The organism is Sphaerimonospora thailandensis (assembly GCF_016863115.1).
Taxonomy (GTDB): domain Bacteria; phylum Actinomycetota; class Actinomycetes; order Streptosporangiales; family Streptosporangiaceae; genus Sphaerimonospora; species Sphaerimonospora cavernae.
Genome location: NZ_BOOG01000065.1, coordinates 21,481 through 36,137, shown reverse-complemented (window position 1 = coordinate 36,137; position 14,657 = coordinate 21,481). Strand labels below are relative to the sequence as shown.

Below are 14,657 nucleotides of genomic sequence, written 5' to 3'. Positions count from 1 at the left end.
GTTCAACAGGGTGAAGACGGGCCCGGCCGGCCTTCGACCGGCCGGGCCCTGTGCTGCTCCCCCACCCGAGCATCGACCTTTCTCCCGAATTCTCCCGTTTTCTCCCGGCGAATCCATTGACTGGAGCGCCGTCCGACCGCAAGGTAGCCAGTAAGTGATCGAAGGTATCGAAGGACAGGTCTGGTCGGCATACCGTCATGTGATGCGTCCGGCGGTACGGAAAGCTATGGGGTGAGCTCAACAAAATTCATATACGATTTATCGAAAGGATCAATGCGAGGGGGCGTGTGCATGGACGGAACCAGACGGGTGCCGACCGGAATAGATCCCAGCGTCCCCAGCGTCGCGCGAATGTACGACTACTACCTGGGCGGCAAGGACAACTTCGCCGCCGACCGGGAGGCCGCCGAGAAGATCATCGAGCTCGGCCGGGAGATCGGCGGCGACGCCCGGGAGATCGCCAAGGAGAACCGCTGTTTCCTCCGCCGTACCGTACGGCTGCTGGCGCGGTCGGGCATCAGTCAGTTCATCGACATCGGCGCCGGCCTGCCCACGCAGGAGAACGTCCATGAGGTCGCCGAGCGGCACATCGCCGACCCGCGGGTCGTCTACGTCGACAACGACCCCATCGTCCTCACCCACGCCCGGGCGCTCCTGGCCGACAACCGCACCACGATCGCGGTCTCCGGCGACCTGCGCGAGCCGAAGGAGATCTTCGATGACCCGGCGGTACGGGCGCACATCGATTTCGCCCGCCCGTTCGCCGTGCTGCTGGTCGCGGTGCTCCACTTCATCACGGACGACGAGGAGGCCGCCCGGATCGTCGACCAGGTCCGCGAGCACCTCGTCCCGGGCTGTCACCTCGTGCTCACCCACGCCTATCAGGGCGGCCGTCACGAGTCCGCCGTCAACTCGGGCAAGCAGGTCTACTCTGGGACGTCGTCCGGCGGCGTCACCACTCGTGAGGTGTCGCACCTGGAGTCGTACTTCGCGGGACTGGACCTCCTGGAACCCGGCATCGTGCCCGTGCAGGCCTGGCGCCCGGAGGTGCCCTGGGAGGTCTCGGCCGACCTCGCGGGGATCGGGATCCTGGGCGCCGTCGGCCGCGTGACCTGACGTTTCGCTTCGTGCTGTCGGCGGGACACCGACTACGCGACGAGAAGCCTTGGGCTCGCCGAAACCTCATGGCGGGCCGAGCCGTACGGCAGATGCCGCCCGCATCGCGGGCGACGGGCGGAACCTGACGCGCTGGCCGGGGCGGGCCTGCGCCGCCCGGTCCACGTCCCGGTCGCGCACCACCGCGATCACCGGATAGCCGCCGGTGACCGGATGGTCGGCGAGGAAGAGAGTGGGCCTGCCGGAGGGCGGCACCTGCAGCGCCCCGGGGACCATGCCCTCGCTGGACAGCTCGCCGTCGCGCGCCCGTTCCAGGCGCGGCCCGCTCAGCCGGATGCCCACCCGGTCACTGTCCGCGGTCACCGCGTACGGCTCGGCGCACAGCGCCCGCAACGCGCCGGGGTGGAACCAGCCGGCCCGCGGGCCGGGCAGCACCTCCAGAACGAGCTCGCCGAGCCGGCCGGGCGCGGACCAGGGCAGCGGGGCGAGATCGACGAGCGGGTGCGTGCGCGGCGGCGGGCCGACCGGCAGCAGCGAACCCGGCGACGGCCGCTCGGGGCCCAGCCCGGCGAGTGTGTCCGTCGACCGCGATCCCAGAACTTCGGGGACGTCCAGTCCGCCCCGCACCGCGACGTAGGTGCGCAGCCCCTGGCCGGGCACGCCGAGCCACAGCGTCGCTCCGTCGGGCAGGCGCTCCACCGACTGGTGGCCGATGATCCGGTTGCGCCCCGACGCGTCGGTGACCGTCGCGGGACAGGGGGCGCCGGTGAGCGCGATGACCAGGCGGCCGTGGGCGCGCACCCGCAGCCCGCCCAGCGTGACCTCCAGCGCGGCGGCCCCCTCGGGATTGGCGAGCAGGCGGTTGGCCAGCCGCAGCGCCCCCCGGTCGGCCGCGCCCGACCTGCCCACCCCGAGGTGGGCCCGGCCCGGACGGCCCAGGTCCTGCACCGTGGTCAGCGGCCCGGTGTCCAGCACCTCCAGCTCAGCCACGCCGCGCCCCCTCGCTCATCCCCGCGTCACCTCGCTCATCCCCCGTCGCCTCCGTGAACCGGACGCGGACGCCGGGGCGCAGCAGCGCGGGCGGGTCGGCGTGGGTGTCCCACACCACCGTCTCGGTACGTCCGATGAGCTGCCATCCGCCGGGCGACTCCCGCGGGTAGACCCCGCTGAACTCATCTGCCAGCGCCACCGATCCCGCCGGGACGCGCACCCGCGACTCGGCCCGGCGCGGCACGGTCAGCCGGGGGTCTCCGCCGACGAGATATCCGAAGCCGGGGGCGAATCCGCAGAAGGCCACCGTCCACGACGCCGCGGTGTGCGCGGCCACGACCTCGCTCTCGGTGAGCCCGGTGTGCGCCGCGACGGCGGCGAGATCCGCGCCGTCGTAGACGACGGGGATCGTCACCTCGGGGGCGTCGGCGGGCAGCACGCCGCCCTGCCGTACGGCACAGGCGCACCGTACGGCCGATGCCACGGTGTCGTGGCTCGCCGGCGGTTCGAACCGGACCAGCACCGTGCGCGCGGCGGGAACGATGTCGGTCACCCCGCGCGGCGGATCGCCGGTGAGTGCGTCGTAGAGCGCGATCACCTCGGCCAGGCCGCCGAGCTCCACCAGGAGGGCGCCCTCGCCGTACCGCAACAGGTCGGGCGTCATGCCGCCTCCCGGGTGAAAGAGGACAGCTCGATCCCGCCGGCCTTGAGCGACTCGCTGACTCTGCGGGCCATCCTCACCGCGTCCGGGCTGTCGCCGTGCACGCAGATCGACTCGGCCCGGACGATCAGCGGCGTGCCGTCGACGGCCTCGATCGGCTCCCCCCTGGCCATGCGCAGGCAGCGCTCGGCCACCTCCTCGGGGTCGTGCAGCACCGCGCCGGGTGTGCCACGCGGCACCAGCGTGCCCTGCGGGGTGTACGCCCGGTCGGCGAAGCCTTCCGTCACCGTGGCCAGGCCCGCGCTCTCCGCCCTGCGCAGCCAGGCCGAGCCGGGCAGCCCGAGCACCGGCAGCGCGCGATCATAGGCGCGTACGGCGGCCACCACGGCGGCGGCCTGCTCCTCGTGATGGACGATCGCGTTGTAGAGCGCGCCGTGCGGCTTGACGTACCGCACCCTGGTGCCGGCCAGCCGGGCGAACGCGTCCAGGGAGCCGAGTTGGTAGACGATGTCGTCGCTGAGCTCCTCGGGCGGCACGTCGATGAAACGTCGCCCGAACCCGCCGAGATCACGGTAGCTGACCTGGGCGCCGATCGCGACGCCGCGGGCGGCCGCCAGTTCGCACACGGTCCGCATGATCGTCGGATCTCCGGCGTGGAAGCCGCAGGCGACGTTGGCGCTCGTCACGATCGACAGCAGCGCCTCGTCGTCGCCGAGCCGCCACCGGCCGAAACCCTCGCCCAGGTCCGAGTTGAGGTCGATGGTCACCGAGTGGTCCGCCATTGTCCGCTCCAGATCGTGTGGCCGCGACGTACGGCCGCGACGCATGGCCGCAACGCATGGCCGCAACGTATGGCCTCAAGGAGAAGATACGGCCGGCGGCCGGTGTCAGGATGCGCGGGTGACGGTGCCCGTGTAGCGGGCCGTGTCCTCCCCCTCCCGGCTCACCTCGAACCCGGCCTGTCGCTCATCACGTGGGCGGATCGTGACGGTTCCGGGATGGCAGGCGTCGCCGCTCACCTGGTCCAGGCGCAGCGTGATCTCGTCGCCGGCTTCGCTGAGGCGCGTGAGACGTCCCTCGCAGTGCAGGTCGGCACCCCACCTCATGCGCGACGGTTCCTCCCCCACCCCCACCCCCCGCCGTGATCTCGCAGTTGTTCGCAGGTATGCCCAGCGACCTGGGCATTCACCGTTCGTGATCTTGCAGAAACTCGCATCCATGGCCGCCGACCTGGGTAAGCGAACTTCGTGATCTCGCACTCCAGAGTGCAAGATCACGAACGATGGAACCGCAGGTAGGCCATGCCGCGTGCGCGTTTCTGCAAGCTCAACTGACCGTACGGCCTGGCCCGCTCGACGGGGTCCTGGCCGGGGCGATCTGGGACAGCCAGGACGATGTCTCCTCGGACGGCAGGATCCGGTCGAGGTGGACCTGCGGCCGCATCATCGGATAGGTGCGCCCGATGTTCCAGACGCGCTGGTAGGGCGGCGGGTCCAGGACGACGACCCGGTGCCCGTCGAGGAGTGGGATGTCGGCGGGGACGCCCTCGTTCCAGATCCATTCGCCATATGCGTCGACCAGGTTGAACCGGCCCTCGATCCGGCCGCTGACGGGTTCGAGCGCGCCGGCGGTGGCCGCGGCGACCCACTCGGGATCGGGTGGCCGGACACCCTCCAGCAGGCCGTCCGCGCTCGGACCGGTGAGTACGTGCGCCAGAAGGGTGTGCAGTTGGAAGTTGTCACCGATGCCGCCGATGGTGACCCGGTAACCGCGGCCGCTCTCCCGGTGCAAGACGATCAGCGGCTCGTCGTCCAGGACGGCGAGCAGCCCGGTCAGGCACCGCAGGTCCTCCCGGAGGCCGACGACGGCCACGAGGGCCGAGACGGCCGTGCGGAGCCGCTCGCGACCGGCGAGGTCGGCCCGGATCGCCGCGGACTGCTGCAGCAGCGTGGTGGCGGGCAGAGACCAGTCTTCGGCGGTGGCCCAGGCGACGCTGAGATGGAGTGCGCGCGCGGGCGGGAGCGCGGAGGGCAGGGGCTTGAAGCGTCTCAGCAGGCGGGTCCGGCCGGACAGCCGGTTGGCCGCCGCGATCACCGCCTTGTCGTGCCGGTCCGGTTCCGGAAGATCCCGGTCGGTGACGGCCCGCCAGGCGGCGGCGAACCGGGCCGACGCCTCCAGGCTGTCGCAGAGGCCGGAGACGACGGGGTCGACCAGCGGGCCGGGGGATGCTCCCTCCTCCACCAGAGCGCCGCCCAGCGTGGCGAGGTGGGCCCCGAGGCCGGGCGGGATCTCGCCGATGGCCGGGCACAGGCGGGCGAGGATCCGGGTCAGCGTGTCCGAAGCCAGGACGGTGGAGGTGCCGGTGGACGTGCCGTTCTCGACCGCCTCCCACAGCCGCCGCATGGCATCGAGTGCGCCGTCGGCGTCTTCGGCCTCGATCGCCCGCAGCAGCTCGTCACATATCCGATCAAGCATCTGCGGAATGTTAACGGGACGCGGGGGCGGCCCTCTACTGCAGGGCTCGGCCTGCCGTGACGGTTTCGGCGAGCCGGACGACTCCCATCGCGGAGGCCTCCGCCTCCGCCTCCGGCTCGACGGGTACGGCGAGCCGGAGCGCGAGGTTGCGCCGCCACCAGGCCGAGGCGGCCATCGCGCCGCCGCCGAGCACGACGGCGGCGGGCGGCTCGGGCATGGCGTCCGTCAGCGTCCGCACCCCGTCGGCGATCTGCCCGCTCACGCCGTCGAGCAGCGCGGCGAGGATCTCGACCGGGCCGGTGCCGAGGGTCAGCCCGGAGATCGAACCGGTGGAGGCGGGCCGCGGCGGCCTGGCTCCCGCCAGATCCGGTACGGCCGCCAGGCCGTCCGGCGGGTGGTCTCCCAGTGCGACGAGCGCCGCCTCGACGTCGGCCGGCAGCAGCAGGGTCCGTTTCGCCCAGGCGAAGACGTTGCCCCCGGCGGAGTAGGCGATGCCGGTCACCGCCAGGTCGTGGTCGACCAGATAGCGCCAGCACCCGTCCGGCAGCGTGAAGGCGCCGTCGAGGGGGTGGGCGACCCGGACCGCTGCGGAGGTCCCGACGGTGACCGAGATCCGGTCCGGTCCCGTACGGCCTCCGCCGATGGTGGCCGCGGCCCCGTCACCGACGGCGGGCAGCCACGGCACCCCGCGCAGTGCGGGCCACCGCCGGGCCCAGCGCGGCTCGAGCGTGCCGGTCCAGCCCCTCGGCGCGAGTGGGGGCAGCCGGTCCTCGGTCACGCCGGCGAGCGCGAGTGCCTCGCCGTCCCAGCGCCCGGCCGCGAGGTCGAGCATTCCGGTGCCCGAGGCCATCGAGACCGACGCCGCCGGATCTCCCAGCAGGCGGCGTGAGACGTACTCTGCGAGCCCGGTGAACAACCACGCCGGCTCCCGGTCGCCGAGCCGCTCTGTCAGGCGCTCTCTCAGCCAGGGGATGCGCACGGTCCAGTAGAGCGGGTGAGGCCAGGCGCCCGTGCGGCGGTGGAACTCTCCCGAGGCCGGCCGGCCACAGGGCTCCTTGGCTCTGGTGTCCGCCCAGGTCAGCAGGGGGGTGGCCGGTCGACCCGCGGCGTCGAGCGCGAGCAGGGAGTGCCACTGGCACGAGGTGGCCACCGCCTCGACCCCGTCGAGGTGGTCGTGCACCTCGTCCAGGCAGGCCGCCAGCCCGTCGAGGTACTCGTCGGGATCGAGGTCGGCCCTGCCGCCGTCGTCCACGCGGAGCCGTACCGGCCTGCGGGCGAGCGCGACGCGGCGCCGGCCCTCCTTCACGACATCCGTCGCGGGCTCCTTCGCGACTTCCAGGACGACGGCCCGCACCGACGAGGTGCCGAGATCGAGCGCGAGGACCTTCACGCCGCTCCGCTTCCCCCGGGATGACGGTTCATCCCTGGTTCCCGCGGTTCATCCCTGGTTCCCGACGAATTCGCGCAGCCAGCGGCGTACCCCGCGCGGACCCTCCCGACGACCCTGGTCGTACGCGGCTCCTCGTAGACTTGCCCCGGTGAAGGGGCCATGGTGAGCGAGCGACCGTATGTGCTGCTGAGCTGCGCGGCGTCCATCGACGGCTACATCGACGACGTGAGCGGACGCCGGCTCCTGCTGTCCAACGAGGCCGACTTCGATCGCGTGGACGACGTGCGGGCCGGCTGCGACGCGATCCTGGTCGGTGCGAACACGATACGCAGGGACGACCCCCGGCTCCTCGTGCGCTCGGCCGCCCGCCGCGCCGCCAGGATGGCACGCGGGCTGTCCCCCACCCCGATCAAGGTCACGGTCACCGGACGGGGAGACCTCGATCCGGCGGCTCGGTTCTTCACGGCCGGCGACACCGAGAAAATCGTGTACGCCGCGTCGCCGGCCCTGGACAGGACACGCGAACTGCTGGGCGCCATCGCCGAGGTGGTCGACGCGGGCGACCCCCTCGATCTCCCCCGCATCCTCGACGATCTGTCCGGCAGGGGCGTCGGCAGGCTCATGGTCGAGGGCGGCGGCGCCACGCACACCCGGTTCCTCACCGCCGGGCTCGCCGACGAACTCCACCTGGTCATCGCGCCGTTCTTCGTCGGAGACCGCCGCGCGCCGCGCTTCGTGGGCGACGGCGTCTTCCCGTGGGGCCCGTCGGCGGACACCGTTCACCGGGCCAGGCTCGCGGGCGTCACCAAGATCGATGACGTCGTGCTGCTGCGGTACGCACTGTCCGAGAGGTGCCCGGCATGAGTTCCGACATGAGTTCCGGCCTGACGCCCCAGGCCGAGGCGGACCGGCGGTGGCTGCGTGAGGCCATCGAGCTGTCGCGCCGCTGCCCGCCGTCCGGTACGGCGTACTCCGTCGGCGCGATCATCGTCGCGGGCGACGGCACGCGGCGCGCCGACGGCTACTCACGCGACGCCGATCCCCATGTCCACGCCGAGGAGTCGGCGCTCGCCGCCCTCGCGAGGTCCGGGCCCTCCCACGTGGACCTGGCCGGCGCGACGATCTACAGCTCGCTGGAGCCGTGCAGCAGCCGCAGGTCCCGGCCACGCACCTGTACGCACCTGATCCTCGCGGCCGGCATCGGCCGGGTGGTGTTCGCCCTGCGCGAGCCGCCGCTGCTCGCCGACTGCCACGGCGCCGAGCTGCTCAGGCAGGGTGGCGTCGAGGTCGTCGAGATCGGCGACATGGCGCGGCTCGTCCGGGAGGTCAACGCCCACCTGTTCACAGCTCAGGACGGATAGCCGTACCGGCCGTTCCGCAGTGACGGCCAATGATCAGCCGGTCGAGTCCCGGCCGATGTCGAACGCGGTCTCGTAGTGCCGGCGGGCCTGCTCGATCACCACCTCATCGAGCCAGGCGACCGGCCGGACGCCGGCGATGAGCGGCTCGTGGTCCGGGCCACGGCCGACGACGCGGCCGGTCAGGATCCAGGCGCGACGGTCGCTCCCCTTCTCCACCAGGTGGGTGTACTTGCACACCTGCCGAGCCACCCAGTCCCGCAGGGGCCGGGTCCACCACGATTCGGCGTCGAGCACGGTCACCGACAGCCCCGGAAGCCGCAGGCCGCTCTCATAGTCGACGCTCGGCCGGCCCTCGTCCTCGTCCGGTCCCTTCGAGTAGCGCAGATAGAGCCCCGACCGGTCCGCGACGACACGGGCGAGCCCGTCAAGGCTCTCCACTGTGGGCAGCCCATGGGAGGGCGGGCACGTTTCTCCCCGGGGCTCCCCGATCACGGACTCGCCGTACATCTCCCTGTCGTTCTCCCTCGTCGTCGTTCTCCCTCGTCGTTCTCCGTCTCCGGGCGGCGCTGGTCGGGTCACGTCAGGTCAGGACGGGTAGGGAGGGCGCTGGTCGGGCGGCACGCCGCCGCCCTCTCCCCCGCCCTTGTCGCCCTTGTCGGTGCCGTGCGGGTGGCCGGAGGTGTCGCCCCCGCTCACCGATTCAGGAGTCAGGTCGATGTCCTCGTCGGTGCTGCCTCCCCGGCCGGACCGCCGGATCTCGGGCTGCTGCGGCTGGCTCATGTTCTTCCTTTCGGCTGATCTTCCCTTCGACGCGCTTCGCAGGCCCCCTCCCCCCCGCTCATCTGGGCAAACCACGAAATCACAAGGTCGCCCGCGCCGTAACCGGCGCGCATCGCCCCGGGGGATGTGGGTAGGGGGGCCCGCAGCGGACCCAGGAGGGAACATGCGTTCGTCGATCCGTCTCGGCCGCATCGCCGGCGTCTCGGTCGGGCTCAACATCAGCGTGCTGGTCATCGTCGTGATCATCGTGTTCGGGCTGGCGTTCGGGCGCTTCCCGATCGCGTTCCCCGGCTCGTCGCCGGCGGTCTACCTGCTGGCCGGCACGATGACGGCCGTGCTGTTCCTGGCCTCGTTGCTGGCGCACGAGCTCGCACACGCGGTGATGGCCAAGCGGTACGGCATCGAGGTGTCGGGCATCACGCTCTGGCTGCTCGGCGGGGTGGCCGAGCTTCGCGGCGAGCCGCGCACGCCCGGAGCCGATCTGAAGATCGCCGCGGTGGGCCCCGCGACCAGCTTGGCCGCCGGGGTGGTCTTCGGCGTTGTGACCTGGTTGCTCTCCGCCGTCGGCGGCTCGCCGTTGCTCGCCGGGATGTTCGGCTACCTCGCCGGGGTCAACGTGCTCCTGGCCTTCTTCAACCTGATCCCGGCGGCGCCGCTGGACGGAGGGCGGGTGCTGCGTGCCGCGCTGTGGTCGTGGTGGGGTGACCGCGTCAGAGCGGCGGTGACGGCGGCCCGGGCCGGCCGGGTCTTCGGTTACGTCCTCATCGCGCTCGGCCTGCTCCAGGTCGTCTCCGGACTGGGTTTCCAGGGCCTGTGGCTCGCCCTGATCGGCATGTTCCTCGTCAACATCGCCAGCGCCGAGGAGCAGCAGACACGCCTCGGCGCCGCGCTGCACGGCATACGAACCGGCGACGTGATGTCGGACCGGCTCGTAACAGCCGAGCCCGGCGAGACCGTGGACGGCGTCATCGACCGGGTCGTGATGCGTCACCGGCTGTCCACTTATCCGTTGGTGGACGAGCGCGGCGGCTTCCTGGGGCTCGTGACGCTCAACCGGATCCGGGCGGTGCCCCCTCAGGCCCGGGCGACGACCCGCCTGCGCGACATCGCCTGCCCACCCGCAGACGTACCCGGGGCGCGGCCTGACGAGGCTCTCACCGATCTGCTGCCCAGGATGGGCGGTTGCAGCGACGGGAGGGCGGTGGCGCTCGATCCGGATGGCAGGCTGATCGGCCTCATCACGCCGAGCGACATCAGCCGGACGCTCCAGACCGTCGACCTGCGCGCCGCCGAGCCGTACCCCGCGCCGCGCGGCGCCGATCTCGCCCCACGCTGCCCGGACCAGCTCACAGGCCGGCCCGGCTCAGGGCTGACCGGCTCAGAGCTGTCCGGCTCAGGACGTCCCGCCGGTCCCGGCCCCGGAGCCGGTCACCGAGACGCGGCCTGACTCCAAGCCGCCGTCCGGCCATGAGGGTCAGGAGGCGCGGCGGGGATCGTCCGCCGCGAGTTCCTCGACGTCGTCGGGAGAGTCCGCACCCGGGACATGCCAGCCCGTCAGATCGGTCTCGTCGGGGGTCCATTCCGCGTCCGGGGACTGGGCGAGCGGATTCTGCCACTCCGCCTGGATCTCTTCGCCGCCCGCGGGTCGCGCGGGTTCAGGGTTACGCGACGGTTCAGGGTTGTGCGTCATCGTGCCTCCCGCTTCGCGTTCAGATCTGTCTCGGCGCGCATACCCCGGCGGACCATCGCCATGCCGAGAACGCGTTTTTGGCTATATGCCTTGTTTGCCTTTTTTGCGGTAGTTCGTGTCGTGTTGAGTGAGGAACTGGGGGTAGGCGTCACCTGTCTCGGAAGGACGCGACGGGGAACCGGCCCCGTAGGAGCGGGGCCAGGCATGAGGGCCGGGGGTGACGATGTGACGACGGTGGACGACATGCCGATCGAGAAGCAGCGGCGCCGCTTCGAGCGGGACGCCCTGCCGTATCTCGACCAGATCTACGCCGGCGCCCTGAGGCTGACCCGCAACCCCGCCGATGCCGAAGATCTCGTCCAGGAGGTGTTCGCCAAGGCCTTCTCCAACTTCCACCAGTTCCGGGAGGGCACCAACCTCAGGGCCTGGCTGTACCGGATCCTGACGAACACCTACATCAACATCTACCGCAAGCAGCAACGGCAGCCTCAGCGGACGGCGGGCGAGGAAATCGAGGACTGGCAGCTCGCCGAGGCCGCCTCCCACACGTCCGGCGGGCTCAAGTCGGCCGAGACCGAGGCACTGGACGACCTGCCGGACTCCCGGGTGAAGCAGGCGCTGCACGAGGTGCCGGAGGACTTCCGGCTCGCCGTCTACCTCGCCGACGTGGAGGGCTTCAGCTACAAGGAGATCGCCGAGATCATGGGGGTCCCGATAGGGACCGTCATGTCCCGCCTGCACCGGGGTCGGCGGCAGCTGCGGCACAAGCTCGAGGACTACGCCATCGAGCTCGGCATGATCCCGGCTGACGGCTCACCCCAGAGCTAGCCCAGAGCTAGCCCAGGGCCGGCCCGTAGCCGGCCCGTAGCCGGTCGAACTCAGAGGAACCTCAGGCGTCCTCGCGATCCGGGTTCTCCAGCCGGAAGAAATTGCTCTGGTCGCCGTCCTTCTTGTGCTCCTGGTAGAGGAAGTTCAGGTTGCGTGCCTCGAACGTCTCGAACCACTCGTCCCAGGTGATCTCCTTCAGATCGCCCCCGCCGTACCCGGGGAAGTCGAACCGGAGCACACCGGCGCGGCCCTCGTGCTCGGTGCCCGGCACCGTAGCGGGCCGACCGCCACGCTCCTCGGCCCATCGCTTGATCACCTCATGGGTCGTGGTGATCAGACTGCGCCCGGGTCGCTCCTCGTGCTCGTCCACCGAGGAGATCTCCTGCTCATACTTGTGCTCGCCCCCGACCGGCCTGCTCTGCTGCTCAGACATGCGAAACTCCTCCCCGCGCACTACACACACGCGTGCCCTACCCTCCGCTCCCGCGGGCATGCGACGGCAGGAAGACCCACGCCGCGGAGTCCTCCCTCGGGTCTGTCGGCGATACTCCTATCTCGTACAAAAGTCCCAATCATCCCCTTAATTCCGATATATCGAGCTATGTTCGATTAAGGATCTCGTGACCCTCAGGTAATGGCATCTCATTAGCGTGGCCGGCATGTACCAACCAGCGATCGGCCGGACCCTGACCGTGGGCGTCACCATTGCGGCGCTCGGTCTGCTCTCTCCCGGCATCTCCGCCTCCGCCGCCGCCGCATCCCCCAGCCACTCGGTGAAGATCACCGTGATGGCCAGCTCCGACATCCACGGAAACGCCCTGAACTGGGACTACTACAAGAACGCCGAGTTCGACGACAGCGCCCACAACGACGTGGGGCTTGCCAAGATCTCCACAATGGTCAACCGGATCCGGGCCGATCGCGGCGCCGACCACACCCTGCTGTTCGACTCCGGTGACACCCTCCAGGGCACACCGCTCGACTACTACTACGCCAAGGTCGAGCCGATCACCGAGACCGGGCGGATCCACCCCATGGCCAAGGCCATGAACGCCATCGGGTACGACGCGGTGACGCTGGGCAACCACGAGTTCAACTACGGACTGCCGCTGCTGGCCACGTGGATCAAACAGATGAAGGCCCCGGTCCTCGGCGCGAACGCGGTGTCGGCCAAGACCGGCCTGCCGGCGTACCAGCCGTTCATCATCAAGACGATGCACGTCAGGGGCGAGAAGCCGATCAGAGTCGGCGTGCTCGGCCTCACCAACCCGGGCGTCGCGATCTGGGACAAGGCCAACGTCGAAGGCAGGCTCCAGTTCCTGGACCTGGTCGACACCGCCAAGAAGTGGGTGCCCCGGATCCGCAAGCTCGGCGCGGACGTGGTCCTGGTCACCGCGCACGCCGGCGACAGCGGCCTGTCCTCGTACGGTGAGGACCTGCCGGTGGAGAACGCCGCCGCCATGGTCGCGGAGGAGGTTCCCGGGATCGACGCCGTCCTGTTCGGCCACGCCCACAACGACGTGCCGCAGCGGTTCGTCACCAACAAGGCCACCGGCAAGCAGGTGCTGCTGACCGAGCCCAGCAAGTGGGGCCAGCGGCTCAGCGTCGTCGACTTCACCCTCGTCAAGCAGCGGGGCAAGTGGACCGTCACCGGCAAGTCCTCCAGCACGCTGAACACCAACACCGTCGCCGAGGACCCGAAGATCGTCGCGCTGATGAAGGAACAGCACGACAAGACCGTCGGCTACGTCAACCAGGTGATCGCCCAGTCCGAGGAGTCGCTGTCCGCGGCCGAGTCTCCGTACAAGGACACCCCGATCCTCGACTACATCCAGAAGGTGCAGACCGACCTGGTCGGCAAGGCGATCGCCGGTACGGCTGACGCCTCGCTGCCGGTGCTGTCGATCGCCGCGCCGTTCAGCCGCACCGCCGTCTTCCCGGCCGGGCCGGTGAGCGTACGCGACATGGCCGGGCTGTACGTCTACGACAACACGCTGCTCGGCATCAAGCTGACCGGCTCGCAGATCAAGGACTTCCTGGAGTACTCCGCGAAGTACTTCAACCAGGTCGCCCCGGGTGCGCCGATCGACCTCGCGACGCTCACCAACGCCGGCAACACCCCGGACTACAACTACGACCAACTGTCGGGCGTGCACTATGACATCGACATCGCGAAGCCGGTCGGACAGCGCATCGTCAACCTCACCTACCAGGGCAATCCGATCCCGGCCGACCAGCAGTTCGTAGTGGCGATCAACAACTACCGGCAGTCGGGCGGCGGCGGCTTCCCGCACGTGACCACCGCTCCGGTCGTCTACAACGCCCAGGTGGAGATCCGCCAGGCGCTGATCGACTACGCCACCGCGACCGGTTCCATCGACCCGGCCGACTTCGCCGAGCCCAACTGGAAACTCGTCCGCGACAACGTCCCGGTTTTCTAGTGACGAGAGCGCGAGTGTGGTCCGGGTAATCAAGGCCGAGCGCAGGGTGTAGATCCGGCACGGCAACGGAGCGGCCCCGCTCCCCTTTCACGGGAGGGCGGGGCCGGTTCGTCATTTCCAGAGGTCAAAGCGGCAGGTCCCAGCGGAGTTCGGGCGTGCCCGGCATGAACACGGTCTGCTCGGTGTTGGTGATGCGCAGCCGGAACGCCTAGTGACTTGGTGGTCTGCTTGTTCGTGCCATGCTTGCCGGCCTCGATGGGCGTGCCACCGGGGCCGACGTAGGCCCCTGCTGGGTGTCAGGGTGCAGCCGCACGGGGGTGTGGACGACGGGCCCGGAAGGGGTGAGCGGGGTCATGCGGGTCAGGCCCAGGGTGTGGTGTTCATTGGCGTCCTCCCTGGTGAGATGGGTGTGTAGTGGTACGGCCTTGGGACGCTCCGCGCCCGGTAACGACCCAAAGCCGAGCTCAGGGCTGCGTGGCCGGCGATCACGGTCGGCCCTGCCCGGTGCGGATCTGATGGAAGCGGCTGGCGATCCTCTTGGCGATGGCGTCCGGCCCATCACGGACGCTGGCCGAGTCCATCGCCGGATATCCCGGGCGCCGGGGGTTCTCGCGACCGGTCTGCCATTGCACGAACGTCGGGTAGAACCACGGGACAAGCTTCGTGGAGATGAGCAGCAGGGCAACGCCCTCGTTGGCGTGCCGCTCGGCGATGATGCCGTGTCGGGCGGCGAGGACGGCCTGCACGCGTTCGGCGAACGCCTCCTGCGGGGGCATCCTCGCCACGCGTAGATCGATGTGCCCCTGCGTGCGGGGAGGGCCACCCCGCCTCGACGTGACGGGGCGATCAGCACTTACCGGTGTCATGACGCTCACGTTATGACCGGTAGCCGTCAGTAACTTTCACGAAGTTGTGAAACCTGGGG

Annotated in this window: 17 protein-coding genes; 6 read left to right on the top strand and 11 right to left on the bottom strand. The window is 70.4% G+C overall.

Annotation, left to right across the window (positions count from 1 at the left end; all coding sequences use genetic code 11):
• Nucleotides 1-291 precede the first annotated feature (291 nt).
• Entirely contained in the window at nt 292-1,116 is an 825-nt protein-coding gene (locus Mth01_RS25820) for an SAM-dependent methyltransferase (RefSeq protein ID WP_204018548.1), read from the top strand.
• 66 nt (nt 1,117-1,182) lie between these two features.
• On the opposite strand, the gene Mth01_RS25815 is transcribed toward Mth01_RS25820, so the two are convergent.
• The 6 genes from Mth01_RS25815 to Mth01_RS25790 form a co-directional block, all read right to left on the bottom strand.
• Complete coding sequence (locus Mth01_RS25815) at nt 1,183-2,106, bottom strand: 5-oxoprolinase subunit C family protein (protein ID WP_204018547.1); 924 nt, start codon at nt 2,104-2,106, stop codon at nt 1,183-1,185.
• Complete coding sequence (locus tag Mth01_RS25810; RefSeq protein WP_204018546.1) at nt 2,099-2,770, bottom strand: 5-oxoprolinase subunit B family protein; 672 nt, start codon at nt 2,768-2,770, stop codon at nt 2,099-2,101. The genes Mth01_RS25815 and Mth01_RS25810 overlap by 8 nt, the downstream gene beginning before the upstream one ends.
• Nucleotides 2,767-3,534, bottom strand: coding sequence for a LamB/YcsF family protein (locus Mth01_RS25805; RefSeq protein ID WP_204018554.1), 768 nt, complete (start codon nt 3,532-3,534; stop codon nt 2,767-2,769). Before Mth01_RS25805 ends, Mth01_RS25810 begins: the two co-directional genes overlap by 4 nt.
• 120 nt (nt 3,535-3,654) lie before the next feature.
• Nucleotides 3,655-3,873 carry a hypothetical protein gene (locus Mth01_RS25800; RefSeq protein WP_204018545.1) on the bottom strand — a complete coding sequence of 73 codons (219 nt, stop codon included), beginning with the start codon at nt 3,871-3,873 and terminating at the stop codon, nt 3,655-3,657.
• 220 nt (nt 3,874-4,093) lie between these two features.
• Nucleotides 4,094-5,242 carry a hypothetical protein gene (locus Mth01_RS25795; RefSeq protein ID WP_204018544.1) on the bottom strand — a complete coding sequence of 383 codons (1,149 nt, stop codon included), beginning with the start codon at nt 5,240-5,242 and terminating at the stop codon, nt 4,094-4,096.
• Nucleotides 5,243-5,276: 34 nt separating this feature from the next.
• Nucleotides 5,277-6,632, bottom strand: a complete 1,356-nt coding sequence (locus tag Mth01_RS25790; RefSeq protein WP_204018543.1) for an FGGY family carbohydrate kinase — start codon at nt 6,630-6,632, stop codon at nt 5,277-5,279.
• 159 nt (nt 6,633-6,791) lie between these two features.
• Here Mth01_RS25790 and Mth01_RS25785 point away from each other — a divergent pair, with 159 nt between their 5' ends.
• Both Mth01_RS25785 and Mth01_RS25780 read left to right on the top strand, forming a co-directional pair.
• Nucleotides 6,792-7,496, top strand: coding sequence for a RibD family protein (locus tag Mth01_RS25785; RefSeq protein ID WP_407695979.1), 705 nt, complete (start codon nt 6,792-6,794; stop codon nt 7,494-7,496).
• Nucleotides 7,493-7,993, top strand: coding sequence for a dCMP deaminase (locus Mth01_RS25780; RefSeq protein ID WP_239090010.1), 501 nt, complete (start codon nt 7,493-7,495; stop codon nt 7,991-7,993). The genes Mth01_RS25785 and Mth01_RS25780 overlap by 4 nt, the downstream gene beginning before the upstream one ends.
• A gap of 33 nt (nt 7,994-8,026) precedes the next feature.
• Here the strand turns inward: Mth01_RS25780 and Mth01_RS25775 are convergent, their stop codons facing one another.
• The gene (locus Mth01_RS25775; RefSeq protein WP_204018541.1) at nt 8,027-8,500 is read right to left on the bottom strand and encodes a DUF6098 family protein; all 474 of its coding nucleotides are present in this window, start codon (nt 8,498-8,500) and stop codon (nt 8,027-8,029) included.
• A gap of 78 nt (nt 8,501-8,578) precedes the next feature.
• A complete protein-coding gene (locus Mth01_RS25770) occupies nt 8,579-8,773 on the bottom strand; it encodes a hypothetical protein (RefSeq protein WP_204018540.1) in 195 nt (64 codons plus the stop codon).
• Between the two features lie 163 nt (nt 8,774-8,936).
• On the opposite strand from Mth01_RS25770, the gene Mth01_RS25765 reads away from it, so the two are divergent.
• Nucleotides 8,937-10,220 (top strand): site-2 protease family protein, encoded by a 1,284-nt coding sequence (locus tag Mth01_RS25765; protein WP_204018539.1) that lies wholly within the window; start codon nt 8,937-8,939, stop codon nt 10,218-10,220.
• A 27-nt stretch (nt 10,221-10,247) separates the two neighbouring features.
• On the opposite strand, the gene Mth01_RS25760 is transcribed toward Mth01_RS25765, so the two are convergent.
• Nucleotides 10,248-10,463 (bottom strand): hypothetical protein, encoded by a 216-nt coding sequence (locus Mth01_RS25760; RefSeq protein ID WP_204018538.1) that lies wholly within the window; start codon nt 10,461-10,463, stop codon nt 10,248-10,250.
• Nucleotides 10,464-10,667: 204 nt separating this feature from the next.
• Between Mth01_RS25760 and Mth01_RS25755 the strand changes: the two genes are divergently transcribed.
• Nucleotides 10,668-11,291: a sigma-70 family RNA polymerase sigma factor gene (locus tag Mth01_RS25755; RefSeq protein ID WP_204018537.1), complete on the top strand. Its 624-nt coding sequence runs from the start codon at nt 10,668-10,670 to the stop codon at nt 11,289-11,291.
• 61 nt (nt 11,292-11,352) lie between these two features.
• On the opposite strand, the gene Mth01_RS25750 is transcribed toward Mth01_RS25755, so the two are convergent.
• Nucleotides 11,353-11,724: a hypothetical protein gene (locus tag Mth01_RS25750; protein ID WP_204018536.1), complete on the bottom strand. Its 372-nt coding sequence runs from the start codon at nt 11,722-11,724 to the stop codon at nt 11,353-11,355.
• A gap of 226 nt (nt 11,725-11,950) precedes the next feature.
• Between Mth01_RS25750 and Mth01_RS25745 the strand changes: the two genes are divergently transcribed.
• The gene (locus Mth01_RS25745) at nt 11,951-13,732 is read left to right on the top strand and encodes a 5'-nucleotidase C-terminal domain-containing protein (RefSeq protein ID WP_204018535.1); all 1,782 of its coding nucleotides are present in this window, start codon (nt 11,951-11,953) and stop codon (nt 13,730-13,732) included.
• Nucleotides 13,733-14,217: 485 nt separating this feature from the next.
• On the opposite strand, the gene Mth01_RS25740 is transcribed toward Mth01_RS25745, so the two are convergent.
• Nucleotides 14,218-14,517 (bottom strand): hypothetical protein, encoded by a 300-nt coding sequence (locus Mth01_RS25740; protein WP_204018534.1) that lies wholly within the window; start codon nt 14,515-14,517, stop codon nt 14,218-14,220.
• Nucleotides 14,518-14,657 lie beyond the last annotated feature (140 nt).